We start from the raw sequence: 16,067 nt of genomic DNA, 5'->3' as shown, positions 1-16,067 counted from the left end.
CAGAAAATGGTGGGCGACCCTGGAATCGAACCAGGCGTGCGTCTCCGCGAGGGAGTTACAGTCCCCTGCCACACCTTGCGGCCTGTCGCCCACGCTGCCGATGCATTGCATAAACAGTGTGGGCGTGATTACAAGCGGTGTCCTGAGCCGTCAAGGCGAAAACCGTCGCTTTCGTGCGTCTAAAATCAGTTGGAAGCCCGCAATGAAAAAACCAAAATGGGTCGTGCGCAAGGAGCAGGACAAAAAATCGGAAAATCGCGAGACAATCTGGCTGTTTGGCCTGCATGCGGTGCGCGATGCGCTGGAAAATCCCGCGCGTCAGAAATTGCAACTGATCGTGACGCTGAATGCGCAGGCCAAACTGGCAGGGGCGATTGAAGCAGCGGGTATCACGCCCGAAGTGGTGGACCCTCGAAAGTTCAGCGCACCGCTTGATCCCGGTTCGGTGCATCAGGGGGCGGCGCTGGAGGTCAAACCGCTGAACTGGGGCAGCCTTGAAGACGTTTGCGTCGGCGCCGAGCATCCGCGCGTCCTGTTGCTTGATCGGGTGACGGACCCGCATAACGTGGGGGCGATCCTGCGCTCTGCCGAAGTGTTTGGCGCGTCTGCCGTGATCGGGACACGGCATCATTCAGCGCCCGAAACTGGCGCCTTGGCCAAATCTGCCAGCGGTGCGCTGGAGCGGCAGCCCTATTTGCGGGTCCGCAATCTGTCGGATACGATTCGTGCTTTGCAGGGTATGGGCTACATCGTGCTGGGCCTGGATGGCGAAGCCAGCGACACGCTGGAACAGGCCATTGAGGGCAAGCGGGACCGCCCCGTTGCGCTGGTGCTGGGGGCAGAAGGGCCGGGATTGCGCGAAAAAACCAAAGAGACTGTCGATTCCCTCGTGCGGATTGATGCGGCAGGCCAATTTGGGTCGCTCAACGTATCGAATGCGGCGGCAATCGCCTTATATGCCACACAGAGGGTCTGAAAACAGTGCAGACCGAAAAGGGCAGACATGGGATATCCGACTAAAATCGCCACCTGTTGTTATTGCGGATCACGTGCCGCACTAGTGCTTGGCAAAGACCGTCATGAGCTGACATGCGCCAATTGCGGTGCCCCCCTGCATGACATGAAACGTTTCAAACAGGAGCGTGCAACCAACAGGCAGGAACGCGGCTATGTGCCGTCAAAACCGGTGAAAAAATCCAAGAAGCATCAGTATCATGCAGATTATGCGCAGCGCCGCAAGCCCGTGAAGCGGCGCAAGGGGCTGATGCGGCATATCCTCGAAGAAGCCTTTGACGTGATCGAAGACATTTTCGACTGAACCTGCGCCACTGCGACAAATTTACCTTTCCTTCACAGAAGTGCGAGCGGGGCTGGAACTGTGGATACCACTCCCTATCTATTCATCATGTCAGAAGGCTCGGAACGCCTTTTGAGTTTAGACTGTCCCTCGTTCCGTACCTTGCAGCGTCCTTTGCCTCAGGCACTGGACGCTCTTTTTTTCGCCCCGTGGCTGGGCTAGGGTGGCGCATGGACTATTCGGACGCTTCGCTCAAACGCATATTGCAGCAGACCAGGACGATCGCCGTTGTCGGTGTCTCAATGAACCCGGTGCGGCCCAGCTATTTTGTTGCGCGCTATCTGAACCTCAAGGGGTTCAAGGTGCTGCCGGTCAACCCGAGGCACACAGGCGAGACGCTGTTTGGCGAGGTCGTGCATGAGACGCTGAACAGTATTGATCGACCGGTTGATATGGTTGACATCTTTCGCCGCTCCGAAGCCGTGCTGGAGATTGTGGACGAAGCGCTCGCGGTGCTGCCGGATCTGAAAACCATCTGGATGCAAATCGGCGTGTCGCATGAGGCGGCAGCGCAAAAAGCTCAGGCGCGCGGCATTACCGTGGTGCAGAACCGCTGCCCCAAGATTGAATATCAAAGGTTGTTCGGCGAATTGCGCATGGGTGGCTTTTCGACCGGCATGATATCCTCGCGCCTGACCTGAGGCTGACGGTTACGGCGCCTTGAATCTGCCCTGTTTTTCAGCGATCCCAGATGTATTTTGTCGCCGCTCAAGTTCCGCCAGGACGTCTTTCAAGTCCACATCGCAGGCTGCAAGCATGACCAGCAAATGATACAGCACATCCGCGGCCTCGCCAGTCAGGGCGTCGCGGTCGCCCTTGACAGCTTCGATTATGGCCTCAACCGCCTCTTCTCCGAATTTTTCCGCGCATTTTTCCGGTCCTTTGGAGAGAAGTTGCGCCGTCCAGCTGCTGGCGGGATCGGCAGTTTTTCGGTCCAGAATGGTGGCGAACAGAGCGTCAAGTGTCATATGAGCCTCATGGGGATGCCAGCGTCCGACATGTGCTGTTTGGCCTGAGCGATCGTGTAATCCCCGAAATGGAAGATCGATGCGGCGAGGACCGCGGATGCACCGCCCTTTGTTACGCCCTCGACAAGGTGGTCGAGCGTGCCGACCCCGCCAGAGGCGATCACGGGCACATTCACCGCGTCTGAAATGGCGCGGGTGAGGGGCAGATTGAACCCGGCCCGCGTGCCATCACGATCCATGGAGGTAAGCAGGATTTCTCCAGCACCCTTTGCCGTCACTGTCTGCGCGAAGGCCACGGCGTCAATGCCGGTCGGTTTGCGCCCGCCATGGGTAAAGATTTCCCATTTGCCGGGCGAGGTGGTCTTGGCGTCTATGGCCACAACGATGCACTGGCTGCCAAACTGATCCGCCGCCTGCGCGACCACATCGGGGTTGGCCACGGCGGCGGAATTGAACGACACCTTGTCCGCACCGGCCAAAAGCAACGCGCGCACATCTGACACGCTGCGCACACCCCCGCCCACGGTCAGCGGGATATAGCAATGTTCTGCCGTGCGCGTGACCACATCAAACATGGTCGCCCGGTTTTCATGCGTCGCCGTGATGTCCAGAAAACACAGCTCATCCGCGCCCGCGGCATCATAGGCGATGGCGGCGTCCACCGGGTCGCCCGCATCGCGCAAATCGACAAAGTTCACGCCTTTGACCACGCGGCCATCAGCGACGTCCAGACAGGGGATGATGCGGGTTTTCAACATGCGGCATCTCTAGGGTGTCGTGCGCGGCGGGGCAAGCGGGTTGATCCTGTTGCCCCCGGGTATCACGGGGTGCGCCTCACGTTTTGAGCGCTTCAAGCGCCTGCGCCAGATCAATCGCCCCATCATAGAGCGCGCGACCTGATATGGCACCGGAAATCACACCGCTGTCCCGTAATGCCAGCAGATCATCGAGCGAGGAAACCCCACCGGATGCGATCACCGGAATACTGACGGCGCGCGCGAGGTCCGCCGTTGCCTGCGTGTTCGGCCCGCCCATGGCACCATCACGCAGGATGTCAGTGTAGATGATCGCCGCGACACCGGCGTCCTCAAAGCTCTTGGCCAGATCGGTGGCCTGCACATCGGTTTCCTCTGCCCAGCCTTTGGTCGCAACGAACCCGTTGCGTGCATCAATCCCCACGGCGACCTGATCGGGGAAGGCGCGCGCCGCCTCGCGGACCAGATCAGGGTTTTCCACGGCGACGGTGCCAAGAATGACCCGGGCCAGCCCCTTGTTGAGCCAGCGCTCGATGGTGGCCATATCGCGTATGCCACCGCCAAGCTGTGCCGGCACCGGGCAAGCCTTGAGGATCGCCTCGACCGGGGCCGCGTTCACAGGTTCCCCAGCAAAGGCACCGTTCAGATCAACAAGATGCAGCCACGTGCAGCCTGCCGCGACAAAGGATCGCGCCTGCGCTGCCGGGTCGTCGTTGAAAACGGTGGTGCGGTCCATGTCCCCGTGGACAAGCCGCACAGCCTGTCCGTCTTTGAGATCAATCGCGGGATATAGGATCATTGATTTCGTTCCGGTCTGGGCGCGCCATGGCGCGGTGCATCATATCAGCCGGGCTTGTGCACCGGATGGGCGTGATTTGCAACGCGACGTGTGGTCATGCTTGCCAGAATGCGCGGGCAAGGGGCAGGGTGTTATCGTCTGAAAAAGGAAGGGATCATGATGCGCGTTATCACTCTGGCGATTGCGTCATGGGTATGTGCAGGCGGCATGGCCATGGCGGACCCCCTGTTGGGAACCTGGCAAACCGAGCCTGATGACGGGGCCTTTGCACATGTGGCGATCGCGCCTTGTGGTGCGAATTTCTGCGGTACGATCGAACGGACGTTCAAGGAGGGGGCCGAATATACCTCGCCCAACCGAGGCAAAACGCTGGTGATTGATATGGCCCCTCAGGGGGATGGAAAATACACCGGGCAGGTCTGGCGGCCCAGCAATGGTAAAATCTATCGTGGCAAGATCGCGCTTGACGGGGACAGGATGCGGTTGTCCGGCTGTGTGGCGGGTGGTCTTTTGTGCTCGACACAGACCTGGGCGCGGGTGAACTGAAACGGCGGTTCGTCAACGCGGTTCTAGCGCTACCTGAATTGTGCTGCTAGCCTGAAGGGATGGCGGGCAACAGAATTCAGTAACGGCATGATGACTTCAACTTTCGATATTTTACCCCTGTGGGGCACATTCGCGCTCAGCCTTGCCTTTTTCTTTGCTGCCACCGAAGTCGGTTTTCGCATTGGGCGGCGTCGGCGTGAGCACGCGGATTTTGTCGAAAGCGGGTCAACCGGGATTGTCACCGGGTCCATTCTTGGGCTGGTCAGCTTTTTGCTCGCCTTCACCTTTGGCATAGCTGCATCGAATTTCTCCGAACGGCGCGGGGTCGTTCTGGATGAGGCAAACGCCATTGGCACGGCGTTTCTGAGGGCGGATCTGCTGGAAACGGAAGACCGGTCAAAGCTGCGTGCACTGCTCACAGAATACACCCGCATCCGTGTTGACATCATCCGACCCGAAACAACGATTGCTGAGTATTTTTCGGTCATCCGTGCGTCAGAGCAGCTTCATTCCGAAATGTGGCAAACAGTCGTCGCAGCGGGGCAGGCCGCGCCCACGCCGACACATGCGCTTGCCGTGAGCGGCATCAATGAGGTGATTGATGTGCACACTCTGCGCGTTGCCGTTGGCGTGCGCTATGCCATTCCGCCCTCCATCTGGCTCGCGCTTTATGTGGTATCCGCCGTCGGACTTGCCACGACGAGCTATCGGTTCGGCGTCAGTTTTGGCAGGCGATCGGAACTTCTGCCCGGGATGGTGATCGCTTTTGCATGTGTTATCACGCTGATCACGGATCTAGACGATCCAAGGCACGGTTTCCTGTTGAGCGACCAGACGCCCATGCAGGAGCTTTTGAAGTCCATGAGCAGAGACAACTGACGCTTGGGCGCTGCCGAGCCCCTCAGGGCCGCCATGCAAGAAAGTTGGCAATCATGCGCAGCCCGGCAGACTGGCTCTTTTCCGGGTGAAACTGCAGGCCGATCATATTGTCCCGCCCGATCACGGCCGTCACATCGCCTGAATAATCCACATGCGCCAGCCGTTCTGCGTCATGTGTCACATCCATATGATAGCTATGGACGAAATAGGCGTGATCCCCGGTGGTGATCCCTTCAAAGACAGGGTGCGGGGCATCAATGATCAGATCGTTCCAGCCCATGTGGGGGACTTTCAGTGACGAATCATGCGGCGTGATCCTGATCACTTCGCCACTGATCCAATCCAGTCCTTCCGTGTCGCGGTATTCCCTGCCCAGCGTCGCCATCAGCTGCATGCCAACGCAAATCCCCATGAAGGGGCGGCCTTTGCCCTCCACGGCTTCGATCATCGCAGCATAGAGCCCGGAATGCCCTTTGAGCGCGGCCATGCAGGCGGGAAACGCCCCGTCGCCGGGCAGCACGATGCGATCGGCACGCGCCACCACATCCGCATCGCCCGTCACAACCACGTCGCCGCCCCCGGTTTCATTTGCCATGCGTTCAAAGGCTTTATGCGCGGAATGCAGGTTTCCGCTTTCGTAATCGATAATCGCCGTCAGCACGCTCAGAGTGCGCCTTTGGTGGACGGGATCGCGTCAGACTTACGCGGATCCGTTTCAACCGCTTGACGCAGGGCACGGGCGACGGATTTGAACGTGGCCTCGGCGATATGGTGGGAATTGATCCCGTGCAGCAAGTCGATGTGCAGCGTGATTCCGCCATGGGTGGCGAGTGCGGTAAAGAATTCACGCACCAGTTCGGTATCAAAGGTGCCGATCTTGGCCGTGGGCATATCGACGTTCCAGATCAGATAGGGACGTGCGGACAGGTCAAGCGCACAGCGCACCAGCGCGTCATCCATCGGCAACAGACACGACCCGTACCGCACGATGCCGCGTTTGTCGCCCAATGCGCCCGCCAGCGCTTGCCCGAGGGCGATGCCGGTGTCTTCGACGGTGTGGTGATCATCCACATGCAGATCGCCCTTGGCCCTGACACTCAGGTCAATCAGCGAATGGCGCGCCAGCTGGTCCAGCATGTGGTCAAAGAAACCGACGCCGGTCTGATTGTCATAGCGCCCGGTGCCGTCCAGTTGAACGCTCACCTCGATGTCGGTTTCCGCTGTGCTGCGGGTGATGGAATGGCTGCGCATGGAAGCGGTCTCCGCACCTGTCAAAGTCGCGGCCCTTATAACAGGCTTGCCCGGCAGTAAAAGATGCCACATTCAGGGATTGCGGCCCCTGTGCCTGATATGCCAGCCTGCGCCCATGGGCGTGACGCCCCGAAGGAGCCGTTTCATGACCACTTGCGTTTTTGTTCAGATTCGCTGCACGCCGGGCACCACCTACAAGGTGGCCGAGGAAATCGCCCTGCGCGAGATACATTCGGAGCTTTACTCCACCAGTGGTGAATATGATCTGTTGATGAAGATGTATATCCCGAAGGACGCGGATGTGGGCAAGTTCATCAACGAAAACCTTCTGAATATCAAAGGGATCGAAAGGTCGATGTCGACCATGACGTTCAAGGTCTTTTGAAACGCTTCTGCTGCGCGTTTTTGCTGACGATATCCTGCGCCGCCGGCGCAATGTCCCAAACGCGCGTTTACGAGGGAACGGAGGCCGGTGCCTTGCGGTGTGCAAACATGATGGCGCTGACCGCGATCGTTTTGTCGGACACCGACCGGATGGGAGAGCAGGAAAAAGACGTCATGATCGGGATCTCCTTTCTGATCCTGCAGGGGCATGTCTCCGGCACATGGGCCGAAAAGAAGGCCGCCCTCGAAGTCGTGCGCGACCGGCGCGGTGTTCAGGAAACGCTGGATGACTTTGAGCGCTTGGCCGAACAATGCCTGCGCGACTTTCCGATCAACTGACATAATCCACGCCTTGGCAAGCGCTTCCTGACAGATACTGTCAGAGGAGTCTGACATTCAGATGCGATATCTGGCCGCAGGTATGCGTTTTTCCTGCGCGGTTCTGTGCAGAAACCCCATATCGACGAAGATTTTCACGGTTTCTCTTGAGGTTCGGGAAAATCTACCACATTAGGGGGGACCATTTCAGGCCCCAAAGATCAGGAGTTCGCGTGTCCCTCTTCCTTATCGTTGCTTTGCCTTTTCTGGGCGCATTACTGCCCGGACTTATGAATTCTGCCGGGCGTCAAGCCTGTGCGGGTATCACTTTCGTGGTGTCCCTGTCCGCCTTTATCGGCTTGTTGACCAATGCACCTGCGGTTTTTGCAGGCGAGGTCGTGACCGTCGGCGTTGACTGGTTGCCCATACTGGGGCTGAATTTCAACCTCATGCTGGACGGGCTTGGCTTTTTCTTTGCCTTGCTGATCCTTGGTATTGGCCTGCTGATTATCACCTATGCCCGCTTTTATCTGTCGCGAGACGACAATATGGGCGAGTTCTTTACCTACCTGCTGCTCTTTCAGGGCGCGATGGTCGGGATCGTTTTGAGCGATAACATCCTGCTTTTGCTGATTTTCTGGGAGCTGACGTCGCTGTCGTCATTCCTGTTGATCGGCTATTGGAAACACCTGCCCGAAGGTCGTCAGGGCGCGCGCATGGCGTTGACCGTGACCGGTATGGGGGGGCTTGCGATGATCGGGGGGATGCTGATCCTCGGCCAGATTGCGGGCAGCTACGACCTCAGCGTCATCCTGCAGAACCGTGAACTCATTCAGGAGAGCCCGCTCTACCTGCCGGCGCTTTTGCTTATCCTGCTGGGCTGTTTCACCAAATCGGCACAGTTTCCGTTCCACTTCTGGTTGCCCCACGCGATGGCCGCACCGACGCCAGTCTCAGCCTATCTGCACTCGGCCACCATGGTCAAAGCCGGGATTTTCCTGATGGCGCGGATGTGGCCTGTCTTGTCGGGCACGCCGGAATGGATCGCGATTGTGACGACGGCCGGGCTGATTACCATGGTGCTGGGCGCGGTGATTGCGCTGTTCAAACATGACCTCAAGGCCTTGCTGGCTTTTTCAACCGTAAGCCACCTCGGCCTGATCACCATGCTGCTGGGCACCAGTACGGCCTTTGGCGCCATGGCGGCGATGTTTCACATTCTTAACCATGCGACCTTCAAGGCGGCGTTGTTTATGTCGGCGGGGATCGTGGATCATGAAACACACACGCGTGATATCCGCAGGCTGGGTGGCTTGCGTCACCTGATGCCCATTACCTTTGTGATTGCGACGCTCGGGGCGCTGTCCATGGCGGGTATTCCTCTGCTGAACGGGTTCCTGTCCAAGGAAATGATGCTCGAAGAGGTCTACCGCACGGAACTCTTCGGCTCGGCGTGGCTTGTGCCGGGGCTTGCGGTTGTCGGATCGCTGTTCTCGGCGGCCTACTGCTTCAGGCTGATCGCGCATACCTTCCTTGGCCCCAAGCGCGACGACTACCCGGCCAAGCCGCATGATCCGGGTGCCGGAATGTGGATGCCGCCCGCCATTCTGGTGGTTCTGGTTGTTGTCATCGGCGTGGCCCCGTTTCTGGCCGAACCCTTTGTCAAAATGGTCACGGCCTCGGTTCTGGGCGGCGTACTGGATGTGCCCACGGCCTATTTCAAGATTTGGCATGGGCTGGTTCCCGCGCTCTACATGTCGGTGATTGCGACCATTGGCGGTGTGATCCTGCTGGCCATGTTCAAGCCGCTGCTCAAAGGGTGGGATGCCGCCCCGCGGCCCGAGGCCAAGGTCATCTTCGAGGGCCTTGTCGAGGCCATCGTGGCGCTGTCGCAAAGGCTGATGCGCCCGCTGCATGATGGCTCGTTTACGCGCTATTCACTTTTCGCGGCCGTCGCCATTGTGGGCGCGGGCATCTACGCCTGGATGACGGGCACGGTCGGCGAGGCCACGCGGGCAATTCAGCCCGCCGGGGTCGTCCCGATTGCGGGCTGGCTGATGCTTGTTGCGGCGGCGATTGCGATGGTTTTCCTCCACAGAAACCGTTTGCTGGCGCTGATCCTGATGGGGATTTGCGGGCTGATGGTTTCGGTCGGTTTTGTGTATTTCAGTGCACCGGACCTCGCGATGACGCAGTTCACGGTCGAGGCGGTGACGATCATTCTGCTGCTTCTGGCGCTGAACTTCCTGCCCAACAGATCGCCTGTTGAAAGCTCAGCGTTTCAACGCAGCCGTGACATCGCAGTGGCCGTCGTTGGGGGGCTATCGACTTTTGCGCTGACCTATCACTACCTGCTGCGCGAAGCGGTGGAGCCTGCCATCTCGGCCTTCCACGTCGAGAATTCCTACAAGGGCGGCGGTGGCACCAATATGGTCAACGTCATTCTGGTCGATTTCCGGGGCTTTGACACATACGGTGAAATCATCGTTCTGGGGATTGCGGCGCTGTTGATATATGCGCTGACAGAATCGCTGCTCAGTGGGCCAGTGCGGGCGCGTTTGTTGAACCGCAAACCCGACCAGCCCCGGGCGGGAGACATGCATCCGATGATGATGGTCGTGCTGACGCGGGTGATGATGCCCATCGTCATGCTGGTCGGTTTCTATATCTTCCTGCGGGGTCACAACGAACCCGGTGGCGGCTTCATCGCGGGGCTGGTCGTGTCGATCGGTGTCGTGACGCAATATATGGCCAGCGGCTTTAGCTGGACAACCGCGCGGCTGCGCTATCCGTATCACGGTGTGATCGGGGCAGGGGTTCTGATCGCGGGTCTGACAGGGATCGGGTCGTGGTTTGTCAGCAAACCGTTCCTTACGTCCGATTTCACCTATGTGCGCATTCCGCCCTTTAACGAATTCGAACTGGCAACAGCGCTGTTCTTTGACCTTGGCGTGTTTCTGGCGGTTGTCGGGGCGGTTATGCTTGCGCTGGAAAGCCTGTCGCGTCTGGCGCGCAGACAGCAGATGCCGGATGCGGAACACCCGATGGACATTGACCCTTCACGGCTGGACGTGCCGCCAAATACCACTGCTAAGGGGGAGGTGTGACATGGAGTTTCTGGTCGCTTCAGCCATCGGTGTGCTGACCTCGGCGGGTCTGTACCTCTTGTTTCGCATGCGCACCTTTCCGGTGATACTGGGCATTTCGCTGCTGACCTACGCGGTTAACGTGTTCCTGTTCACGTCGGGCCGACTGGCCGTCGGTGCGCCGCCTGTGCTGCAAAAGGGGGTCGATGGCGTGATCTATTCCGACCCATTGCCACAGGCGCTTGTTCTGACCGCAATCGTGATCTCCTTCGGGATGACGGCGGTCGTCGTGATGATTGCCCTTGGGGCCTATCTGGGTGGGGATGATGACAAAGTGAATGACGCAGTTGACGCATCTACCCAGCCTGCGGAGGATGCACAATGACCCACTGGCTCATTCTACCGGTCATGCTGCCGGCCCTTGTTGCGCCTTTCATCATTCTGGCTGCGCGCTATCACATTGGCATCCAGCGCGTGTTTTCCATCGCGGGTGTCATCGCGCTGATTGCGGTGGCTGTGGGGCTTGCATGGGCCACCTCTGATGGCACGATCATGCTTTATCAGCTTGGCGACTGGGCCGCGCCCTTTGGCATCGTCCTTGTCGGGGACCGCCTGTCGACGATCATGGTGCTGCTGACCGCCGTGCTTGCCCTGATGGTTCTGCTTTATGCCATCGGGTCGGGCTGGGATGACCGGGGCCGTCATTTCCATGCGCTGTTCCAGTTTCAGCTGATGGGCATCATGGGCGCGTTTCTGACCGGTGACCTCTTCAACCTTTTCGTTTTCTTCGAGGTTTTGCTGATCGCCTCTTACGGCTTGATGATCCATGCGGGTGGCAATGCGCGCCTGCGGGCGGGCGTGCAATATGTGCTGTTCAACCTGATCGGATCGACGCTGTTTCTCTTTGCCCTCGGGGCCATTTACGCCGAAACCGGCACGCTGAACATGGCGGACCTTGCCCAGAGGGTGCAGGCGGTTGATGCCTCGGAAACGGTCGGGATACGGGTCGCGGCTGTGCTGCTGCTGCTGGTGTTTGCTATCAAGGCTGCCCTTGTACCGCTGCACTTCTGGCTGCCTTCCAGCTATGCCGAAGCACCGGCGCCGGTTGCGGCTCTCTTTGCGATCATGACCAAGGTCGGTGCCTATGCGATCATCCGTGTTTACACCATGGTCTTCCCGCCGGAGTTCGAGGCGACGGCGGGCCTGCATGGCGACTGGCTGCTGGCCTTCGCCCTGATATCGCTCGCACTTGGTGCGGCAGGTGTGCTTGCTGCGCAAAAGCTCGATCGGATGGTGACCTTTGCGGTGATCAGCTCCATGGGGATGGTGATGGTGACGATCTCGCTCTTTACCCCGGAAAGCATCGCGGCGGCGCTGTATTACATCATCCACTCGACACTGGCGGCGGCGACGCTGTTCCTGATCGTTGATCTGGTGAAATCCAGCCGTGCGCACCTCGAACTGACGCCAACCCCGGCCATTGGAGGCGCGGTTGTGGTGTCTGCCCTCTTCTTTGCCGGTGCGATTGCCATGGCGGGGCTGCCGCCCCTGTCTGGTTTTCTGGGCAAGCTGCTGATCCTGCAAGCCTCTTTTCCGACCGACGCGATGACATGGGTTTTTGCGACGGTCCTGATCGCGAGCCTCGTAAACGTCGTGGGGCTGTCGCGCGCGGGCAGTATCGTCTTTTGGAAGGCAAAGAGCGTCGCGCCCATCGAAGGCATGCCGGAGCCGCAAAGCCCACCCGTCCTGTCCTGCGTTGCGGTGGGCGGCTTGCTGGCGCTTTTGACCGCGCATACGGTGTTTGCCGGGCCAATCCACGGCTATATGAGCACCACAGCCGCACAGCTGTTTGCACCGGCACCCTATATCTCAACCGTGCTTGAGACGCCGGGCAAGCTGAGCACACCGAAGGAGGGCTACTGACATGGGACGCGCGCTTCACTGGCTTTTCCCGCATCCGCTGCTGACGGTGATCCTCACAATCGTCTGGATCATGCTACAGAACGAAGTCTCGGCGGGTATGTTCGTCTTCGGCGTTATTCTGGGCATCATCATCCCCCGCGCCACCGCCGTGTGGTGGCCGGGCCGACCGGAGAGCATCCGGGCGGGCAAGTTTCTCGTTTATTGTCTTATCGTGCTCTGGGACATTATCGTTGCGAACATCGAAGTGGCGTGGATCATCCTGACCAAATCGAATGCCAAGCTGAAGCCGAAATGGGTTGAGGTACCGCTCGACCTGCGTCAGCCCGAAGCGATCACGATCCTAGCCGGGACAATCACGTTGACGCCCGGCACAGTATCGGCGGATCTGTCCAACGAGGGTCGCAGCCTGCTGGTCCATGCGCTGGACGCAGAGGATGCAAATGCTGTCCGGGATGAGATCAAAAACCGCTACGAGCGTCGCCTGAAGGAGATCTTTCAATGACCTTCGCACTGGAACTGGTACAACTGAGCCTCTATCTCGGGTTCGCCGTCCTGGGCATCAGCCAGCTCATGGCAATGGTGCGCCTCGTGATCGGGCCGAGCACAGGGGATCGTATCCTTGCCCTTGATACGATGGTGATGAATGCGATCGGGCTGATTGTGCTGCTGGGGATCACACAGGGCACAAGCGTCTATTTCGAAGTCACACTGATCATTGCCATGCTTGGTTTTGTCTCGACGGTGGCGCTGGCGCGATTCATACTGCGGGGGGACATCATCGAATGAGCCTTGAAGTTATCGAACTGTACATCACGGTCGCGTTTTTGCTGATTGGCGCTGTTTTCACCATGGTTGCCGCCATTGGCTTGCTGAAACTGGGTGATCCGATGACGCGCCTGCATGCGCCGACCAAAGCGGCGACTTTGGGGATCGGGTCATTTTTGCTGGCGTCGATGTCCTACTCCTTTGCCACATCCGAGGGCTCATTTCATGAGGTGTTGATCCTCGCCTTCCTGTTTGTGACCGCGCCGATTTCGGCCAACTTCATTGCCAAGGTGAACATCCACAAGCGATCATGCGACATGCCGCAGGCCCCCACCAAGGATGAAATGTGGTCCACCATGGATGTGCCAGAAACAGACCGGGATATCGAGGTGCAGACCAACCCGTAATCCGCGCAGGCGTTGGCTGAAACAGCAAAAGGGCTGATCCGGCGGGATCAGCCCTTTTGTTTTCAGTCTATGCCGCGTCATTGATGACGCGGTTGCCGGGCTGTCCTGTCAGCGGCGCAGCAGCGTTGGGAATCCAAAGAGTTTGGAAAAGGAGAACCGCGCCGCCTCGCCTTCGGTCGCTTCGGTATCCGCACGGCGCACGGTCAGCGGCAGAATTGCATCCGCCATCCGCGCATGACGCGGGAAAGCAAACTTATCAATAGGTTTACGTCTGCTCAGCAGGGGGATGGGAAAATTGGCCATCCGCGCGTGACGCTCAAAGGCGAATTTGTCTGCCGGCTTGCGCTTGCTCAGCAACGGAATGGGGAAATTGGCCATGCGCGGCCCCCCCGGGATCAGGGAGTTCGTGCCCGTTTTCCCATTGATGAGATGCGGGAAGGGCCAATTGGCCATCCGCGTGTGCCGCCCGATCATCGTCCCCGTATAGGGTTTGCGGTCACTCAGCAGGGGGATCGGGAAATCTGCCATACGCTTGTGGCGCGGAAAGGCAAAAATGTCCCAAGGTTTACGCTTGCTCAGCAGCGGGATGGGAAAATTCGCCATGCGCGCGTGGCGTGGAAAGGCAAAGTTGTCTTTCGGCTTGCGCTTGCTCAGCAGGGGGATCGGGAAGTTGGCCATCCGCCCATGCCTTGGAATGGCAAATTCGTCAGACGGTTTGCGGCGGCTGATCAGGGGGATGGGCCAGTCCGCCATGTGATATGTCGACGATTCCGGGTCGCGTTTGCGCGACAGCATGTGGGGATGACCGCTCAGCACGCTGGCGGTTCTGCCGGGCGGGTCCTTGACATAGACCTCTTCGACGAGGTCACCCATATCGGCGGCCCCCATCCTTGCCGTGATCTCACGCACCATCCGCGCCGCGCCGAGCGGCACATAGGTTGCCTTGGCCAACAAAACCGCACCGCCGGATGCCAGTTTCTTTTTGTAGGCCTCAGCCGTATCAGCGTCGACCTTTTCAGCGGTCAGTGCCTCGACCAGCCCCTGGGCCTCGGTAAATACCTTCAGGTCGCGTCCGGGAAACCGCTCCACAGTGAGTGTTCGTTTTATCAATGACGCCTGTGCCGCGTTTTCAAAATATCGCGTAATGACTTGTGTCATGATGCCTCCGCCGATTTAGGATGCGGATCCGGTATGGACCGCTTGGATGGGTGAATACCCGGGTGCTGCGCCGTCCTTGCTTTGCCGCACAGAGGTATGAGTGTAGCGCATGCGAGCGCGAGGAAAACAATCTCGATCAGGAAAACCGCATTATAGGGTGCATGCGCGGGCAGGTCGGCATAGGTGGACATGTTGACGATGATGTCGCGCACGATGCCTGCCAGCGCCACACCGACACCAGCGGCTGTTGCCTGAACGGCACCCCAAGTGCCGAGCGCAAGGCCGATCTGTTCACGCTCAGCCGAGCGCATGGTCGCGGTCAATGTGGCATGACCAAAGAGGCCCGCGCCGATACCTGTTGCCAGTGTTCCAGCCAGAAACAGCGGCGCACCGCCGCCAAAAGCCGACAGGATGATGCCGGAAAACCCCGGTATCCCGATCAGCGCACCGATCAGCCCGAGCCGTGTGGCCGCGCCATTCTCGCTCAGAACGCGCGAGGCGATGCCAAAGCCGATCAACGTGCCACCCGCCAAAAGGGCGGTCAGCCGTGTCGTTTCCGCTACCGAAAACCCGAGCGCCTGCGCGCCATAAGGTTCAAGCAGCACATCAGCGGCCCCAAAGCCAAAGGTGCCAAGTGCGATGACAACTAAAAGCCGTTTGCGGCCGGGCTTCTGGACCAGTTCGGCCAGAGTTTCGCGAAAGGGCGCGTGTTGCGCCGTCTGCATCTTTTGCGCGCGGACCCGATCCCGCGCCTCTTGTTTCCAAAGCGCGAACAGGTTCAGCGCGACAGTCATGACCGCCGCCCCCTGAATGACCTGTATGAGGCGCCCCGGCGTATAGTTTTCCAGCAATGTGCCAAAGACCAGCGCGCTGAGCACCATGCCGACAAGCAGCATGACATACATCAGGCCCACGACTTTTGGCTGATCTTCGTCCGCGACCAGATCCGTGGCCAGTGCAAGGCCCACGGTCTGGACCATATGCACGCCAGCGCCCACCAGCAGGAACGCGAGCGCAGCAGCTGACAAGCCCATCCAGCGAGGCGCATCGACCGCTTCGCCGTAGCCTGACAAGACCAGCAGCGCGAAAGGCATGATGGCAAAGCCACCGAATTGATACAGCGTCCCCTTCCAGATGAACGGGACCCGGCGCAGCCCAAGCGCGGAGACGTTCACATCGGATTTATAGCCGATCAACGTGCGAAACGGGGCGAACAACAGGGGCAGGGCGAGCATCATCGCGACAAGCGTCGCCGGAACACTGAGTTCGACGATCATGACGCGGTTCAAAGTGCCGACAAGCAGCACGATGGCCATGCCAACGGTGACTTGGAAGAGGGAGAGGCGCAGCAGGCGGGACAGCGGCACTTCTTTGGTGGCGACGTCCGCGAATGGCAAATAGCGCGGCGCGATCGAAACCAGCTTTCGTAAGGCAAATGCGCGATACTCGAACATTATCCTCCCGCCATTCT

Annotated in this window: 20 protein-coding genes and 1 tRNA gene; 13 read left to right on the top strand and 8 right to left on the bottom strand. The window is 59.2% G+C overall.

The genetic code is table 11. The annotated features are described in order from the left end of the window. Positions 1-7 precede the first annotated feature (7 nt). Positions 8-91 (bottom strand) — tRNA-Tyr (locus RD1_RS21010). A gap of 111 nt (positions 92-202) precedes the next feature. Between RD1_RS21010 and rlmB the strand changes: the two genes are divergently transcribed. The 3 genes from rlmB to RD1_RS16390 all read left to right on the top strand — a co-directional run bounded on the left by rlmB (position 203) and on the right by RD1_RS16390 (position 1,998). After that, positions 203-976: a 23S rRNA (guanosine(2251)-2'-O)-methyltransferase RlmB gene (gene rlmB / locus RD1_RS16400; protein ID WP_011569659.1), complete on the top strand. Its 774-nt coding sequence runs from the start codon at positions 203-205 to the stop codon at positions 974-976. Positions 977-1,003: 27 nt separating this feature from the next. After that, the gene (locus RD1_RS16395; protein ID WP_011569658.1) at positions 1,004-1,318 is read left to right on the top strand and encodes a hypothetical protein; all 315 of its coding nucleotides are present in this window, start codon (positions 1,004-1,006) and stop codon (positions 1,316-1,318) included. 209 nt (positions 1,319-1,527) lie between these two features. Further along, the gene (locus tag RD1_RS16390; RefSeq protein WP_011569657.1) at positions 1,528-1,998 is read left to right on the top strand and encodes a CoA-binding protein; all 471 of its coding nucleotides are present in this window, start codon (positions 1,528-1,530) and stop codon (positions 1,996-1,998) included. Between the two features lie 9 nt (positions 1,999-2,007). On the opposite strand, the gene RD1_RS16385 is transcribed toward RD1_RS16390, so the two are convergent. From RD1_RS16385 to hisA, 3 genes are all read right to left on the bottom strand, one after another. Continuing rightward, positions 2,008-2,325 carry a phosphoribosyl-ATP diphosphatase gene (locus tag RD1_RS16385; protein WP_011569656.1) on the bottom strand — a complete coding sequence of 106 codons (318 nt, stop codon included), beginning with the start codon at positions 2,323-2,325 and terminating at the stop codon, positions 2,008-2,010. After that, on the bottom strand, positions 2,322-3,083 hold the full coding sequence (hisF, locus tag RD1_RS16380) for an imidazole glycerol phosphate synthase subunit HisF (RefSeq protein WP_011569655.1): 762 nt from the start codon (positions 3,081-3,083) through the stop codon (positions 2,322-2,324). The genes RD1_RS16385 and hisF overlap by 4 nt, the downstream gene beginning before the upstream one ends. 76 nt (positions 3,084-3,159) lie before the next feature. After that, positions 3,160-3,879: a 1-(5-phosphoribosyl)-5-[(5-phosphoribosylamino)methylideneamino]imidazole-4-carboxamide isomerase gene (gene hisA, locus RD1_RS16375; protein ID WP_011569654.1), complete on the bottom strand. Its 720-nt coding sequence runs from the start codon at positions 3,877-3,879 to the stop codon at positions 3,160-3,162. A gap of 159 nt (positions 3,880-4,038) precedes the next feature. Between hisA and RD1_RS16370 the strand changes: the two genes are divergently transcribed. Next, positions 4,039-4,425 (top strand): DUF2147 domain-containing protein, encoded by a 387-nt coding sequence (locus RD1_RS16370; RefSeq protein ID WP_044033506.1) that lies wholly within the window; start codon positions 4,039-4,041, stop codon positions 4,423-4,425. Between the two features lie 87 nt (positions 4,426-4,512). Further along, entirely contained in the window at positions 4,513-5,304 is a 792-nt protein-coding gene (locus RD1_RS16365; protein WP_011569652.1) for a DUF4239 domain-containing protein, read from the top strand. A gap of 22 nt (positions 5,305-5,326) precedes the next feature. Here RD1_RS16365 and hisH read toward each other — a convergent pair whose 3' ends face one another. Together hisH and hisB are read right to left on the bottom strand one after the other, a co-directional pair. Beyond that, positions 5,327-5,965: an imidazole glycerol phosphate synthase subunit HisH gene (gene hisH, locus RD1_RS16360; RefSeq protein ID WP_011569651.1), complete on the bottom strand. Its 639-nt coding sequence runs from the start codon at positions 5,963-5,965 to the stop codon at positions 5,327-5,329. 2 nt (positions 5,966-5,967) lie between these two features. Continuing rightward, positions 5,968-6,555 (bottom strand): imidazoleglycerol-phosphate dehydratase HisB, encoded by a 588-nt coding sequence (gene hisB, locus RD1_RS16355; protein WP_011569650.1) that lies wholly within the window; start codon positions 6,553-6,555, stop codon positions 5,968-5,970. Between the two features lie 145 nt (positions 6,556-6,700). Here hisB and RD1_RS16350 point away from each other — a divergent pair, with 145 nt between their 5' ends. The 8 genes from RD1_RS16350 (at position 6,701) to RD1_RS16315 (ending at position 13,438) form a co-directional block, all read left to right on the top strand. Continuing rightward, positions 6,701-6,940 (top strand): Lrp/AsnC family transcriptional regulator, encoded by a 240-nt coding sequence (locus RD1_RS16350; RefSeq protein WP_011569649.1) that lies wholly within the window; start codon positions 6,701-6,703, stop codon positions 6,938-6,940. A 107-nt stretch (positions 6,941-7,047) separates the two neighbouring features. Further along, entirely contained in the window at positions 7,048-7,278 is a 231-nt protein-coding gene (locus tag RD1_RS16345) for a hypothetical protein (RefSeq protein WP_245897304.1), read from the top strand. Positions 7,279-7,490: 212 nt separating this feature from the next. Beyond that, positions 7,491-10,364, top strand: a complete 2,874-nt coding sequence (locus RD1_RS16340; RefSeq protein WP_011569646.1) for a monovalent cation/H+ antiporter subunit A — start codon at positions 7,491-7,493, stop codon at positions 10,362-10,364. Position 10,365: 1 nt separating this feature from the next. Continuing rightward, positions 10,366-10,728 carry a Na+/H+ antiporter subunit C gene (locus RD1_RS16335; RefSeq protein WP_011569645.1) on the top strand — a complete coding sequence of 121 codons (363 nt, stop codon included), beginning with the start codon at positions 10,366-10,368 and terminating at the stop codon, positions 10,726-10,728. Then, positions 10,725-12,266 (top strand): monovalent cation/H+ antiporter subunit D, encoded by a 1,542-nt coding sequence (locus RD1_RS16330; protein WP_011569644.1) that lies wholly within the window; start codon positions 10,725-10,727, stop codon positions 12,264-12,266. The genes RD1_RS16335 and RD1_RS16330 overlap by 4 nt, the downstream gene beginning before the upstream one ends. Before the next feature lies 1 nt (position 12,267). Then, positions 12,268-12,768, top strand: a complete 501-nt coding sequence (locus RD1_RS16325) for a Na+/H+ antiporter subunit E (RefSeq protein ID WP_011569643.1) — start codon at positions 12,268-12,270, stop codon at positions 12,766-12,768. Next, entirely contained in the window at positions 12,765-13,052 is a 288-nt protein-coding gene (locus tag RD1_RS16320; protein WP_011569642.1) for a K+/H+ antiporter subunit F, read from the top strand. Before RD1_RS16325 ends, RD1_RS16320 begins: the two co-directional genes overlap by 4 nt. Further along, positions 13,049-13,438: a Na+/H+ antiporter subunit G gene (locus tag RD1_RS16315; protein ID WP_011569641.1), complete on the top strand. Its 390-nt coding sequence runs from the start codon at positions 13,049-13,051 to the stop codon at positions 13,436-13,438. Before RD1_RS16320 ends, RD1_RS16315 begins: the two co-directional genes overlap by 4 nt. A gap of 108 nt (positions 13,439-13,546) precedes the next feature. Here the strand turns inward: RD1_RS16315 and RD1_RS16310 are convergent, their stop codons facing one another. Both RD1_RS16310 and RD1_RS16305 read right to left on the bottom strand, forming a co-directional pair. After that, positions 13,547-14,596, bottom strand: a complete 1,050-nt coding sequence (locus RD1_RS16310) for a PucR family transcriptional regulator (RefSeq protein ID WP_011569640.1) — start codon at positions 14,594-14,596, stop codon at positions 13,547-13,549. Further along, complete coding sequence (locus RD1_RS16305) at positions 14,593-16,050, bottom strand: PucC family protein (protein ID WP_011569639.1); 1,458 nt, start codon at positions 16,048-16,050, stop codon at positions 14,593-14,595. The genes RD1_RS16310 and RD1_RS16305 overlap by 4 nt, the downstream gene beginning before the upstream one ends. Positions 16,051-16,067 lie beyond the last annotated feature (17 nt).

It is taken from the genome of Roseobacter denitrificans OCh 114, from assembly GCF_000014045.1.
Classification (GTDB): Bacteria; Pseudomonadota; Alphaproteobacteria; order Rhodobacterales; family Rhodobacteraceae; genus Roseobacter; species Roseobacter denitrificans.
The sequence above is the reverse complement of the archived record's forward strand: the minus strand, read 5'-3'. Positions and strand labels throughout refer to the sequence as shown.

Coding starts and splice junctions, on each gene's coding strand:
- rlmB (WP_011569659.1), top strand. CDS start 203: ATGAAAAAACCAAAATGGGTCGTGCGCAAGGAGCAGGACAAAAAATCG.
- RD1_RS16395 (WP_011569658.1), top strand. CDS start 1,004: ATGGGATATCCGACTAAAATCGCCACCTGTTGTTATTGCGGATCACGT.
- RD1_RS16390 (WP_011569657.1), top strand. CDS start 1,528: ATGGACTATTCGGACGCTTCGCTCAAACGCATATTGCAGCAGACCAGG.
- RD1_RS16385 (WP_011569656.1), bottom strand. CDS start 2,325: ATGACACTTGACGCTCTGTTCGCCACCATTCTGGACCGAAAAACTGCC.
- hisF (WP_011569655.1), bottom strand. CDS start 3,083: ATGTTGAAAACCCGCATCATCCCCTGTCTGGACGTCGCTGATGGCCGC.
- hisA (WP_011569654.1), bottom strand. CDS start 3,879: ATGATCCTATATCCCGCGATTGATCTCAAAGACGGACAGGCTGTGCGG.
- RD1_RS16370 (WP_044033506.1), top strand. CDS start 4,039: ATGCGCGTTATCACTCTGGCGATTGCGTCATGGGTATGTGCAGGCGGC.
- RD1_RS16365 (WP_011569652.1), top strand. CDS start 4,513: ATGATGACTTCAACTTTCGATATTTTACCCCTGTGGGGCACATTCGCG.
- hisB (WP_011569650.1), bottom strand. CDS start 6,555: ATGCGCAGCCATTCCATCACCCGCAGCACAGCGGAAACCGACATCGAG.
- RD1_RS16350 (WP_011569649.1), top strand. CDS start 6,701: ATGACCACTTGCGTTTTTGTTCAGATTCGCTGCACGCCGGGCACCACC.
- RD1_RS16345 (WP_245897304.1), top strand. CDS start 7,048: ATGATGGCGCTGACCGCGATCGTTTTGTCGGACACCGACCGGATGGGA.
- RD1_RS16335 (WP_011569645.1), top strand. CDS start 10,366: ATGGAGTTTCTGGTCGCTTCAGCCATCGGTGTGCTGACCTCGGCGGGT.
- RD1_RS16330 (WP_011569644.1), top strand. CDS start 10,725: ATGACCCACTGGCTCATTCTACCGGTCATGCTGCCGGCCCTTGTTGCG.
- RD1_RS16325 (WP_011569643.1), top strand. CDS start 12,268: ATGGGACGCGCGCTTCACTGGCTTTTCCCGCATCCGCTGCTGACGGTG.
- RD1_RS16320 (WP_011569642.1), top strand. CDS start 12,765: ATGACCTTCGCACTGGAACTGGTACAACTGAGCCTCTATCTCGGGTTC.
- RD1_RS16315 (WP_011569641.1), top strand. CDS start 13,049: ATGAGCCTTGAAGTTATCGAACTGTACATCACGGTCGCGTTTTTGCTG.
- RD1_RS16310 (WP_011569640.1), bottom strand. CDS start 14,596: ATGACACAAGTCATTACGCGATATTTTGAAAACGCGGCACAGGCGTCA.
- RD1_RS16305 (WP_011569639.1), bottom strand. CDS start 16,050: ATGTTCGAGTATCGCGCATTTGCCTTACGAAAGCTGGTTTCGATCGCG.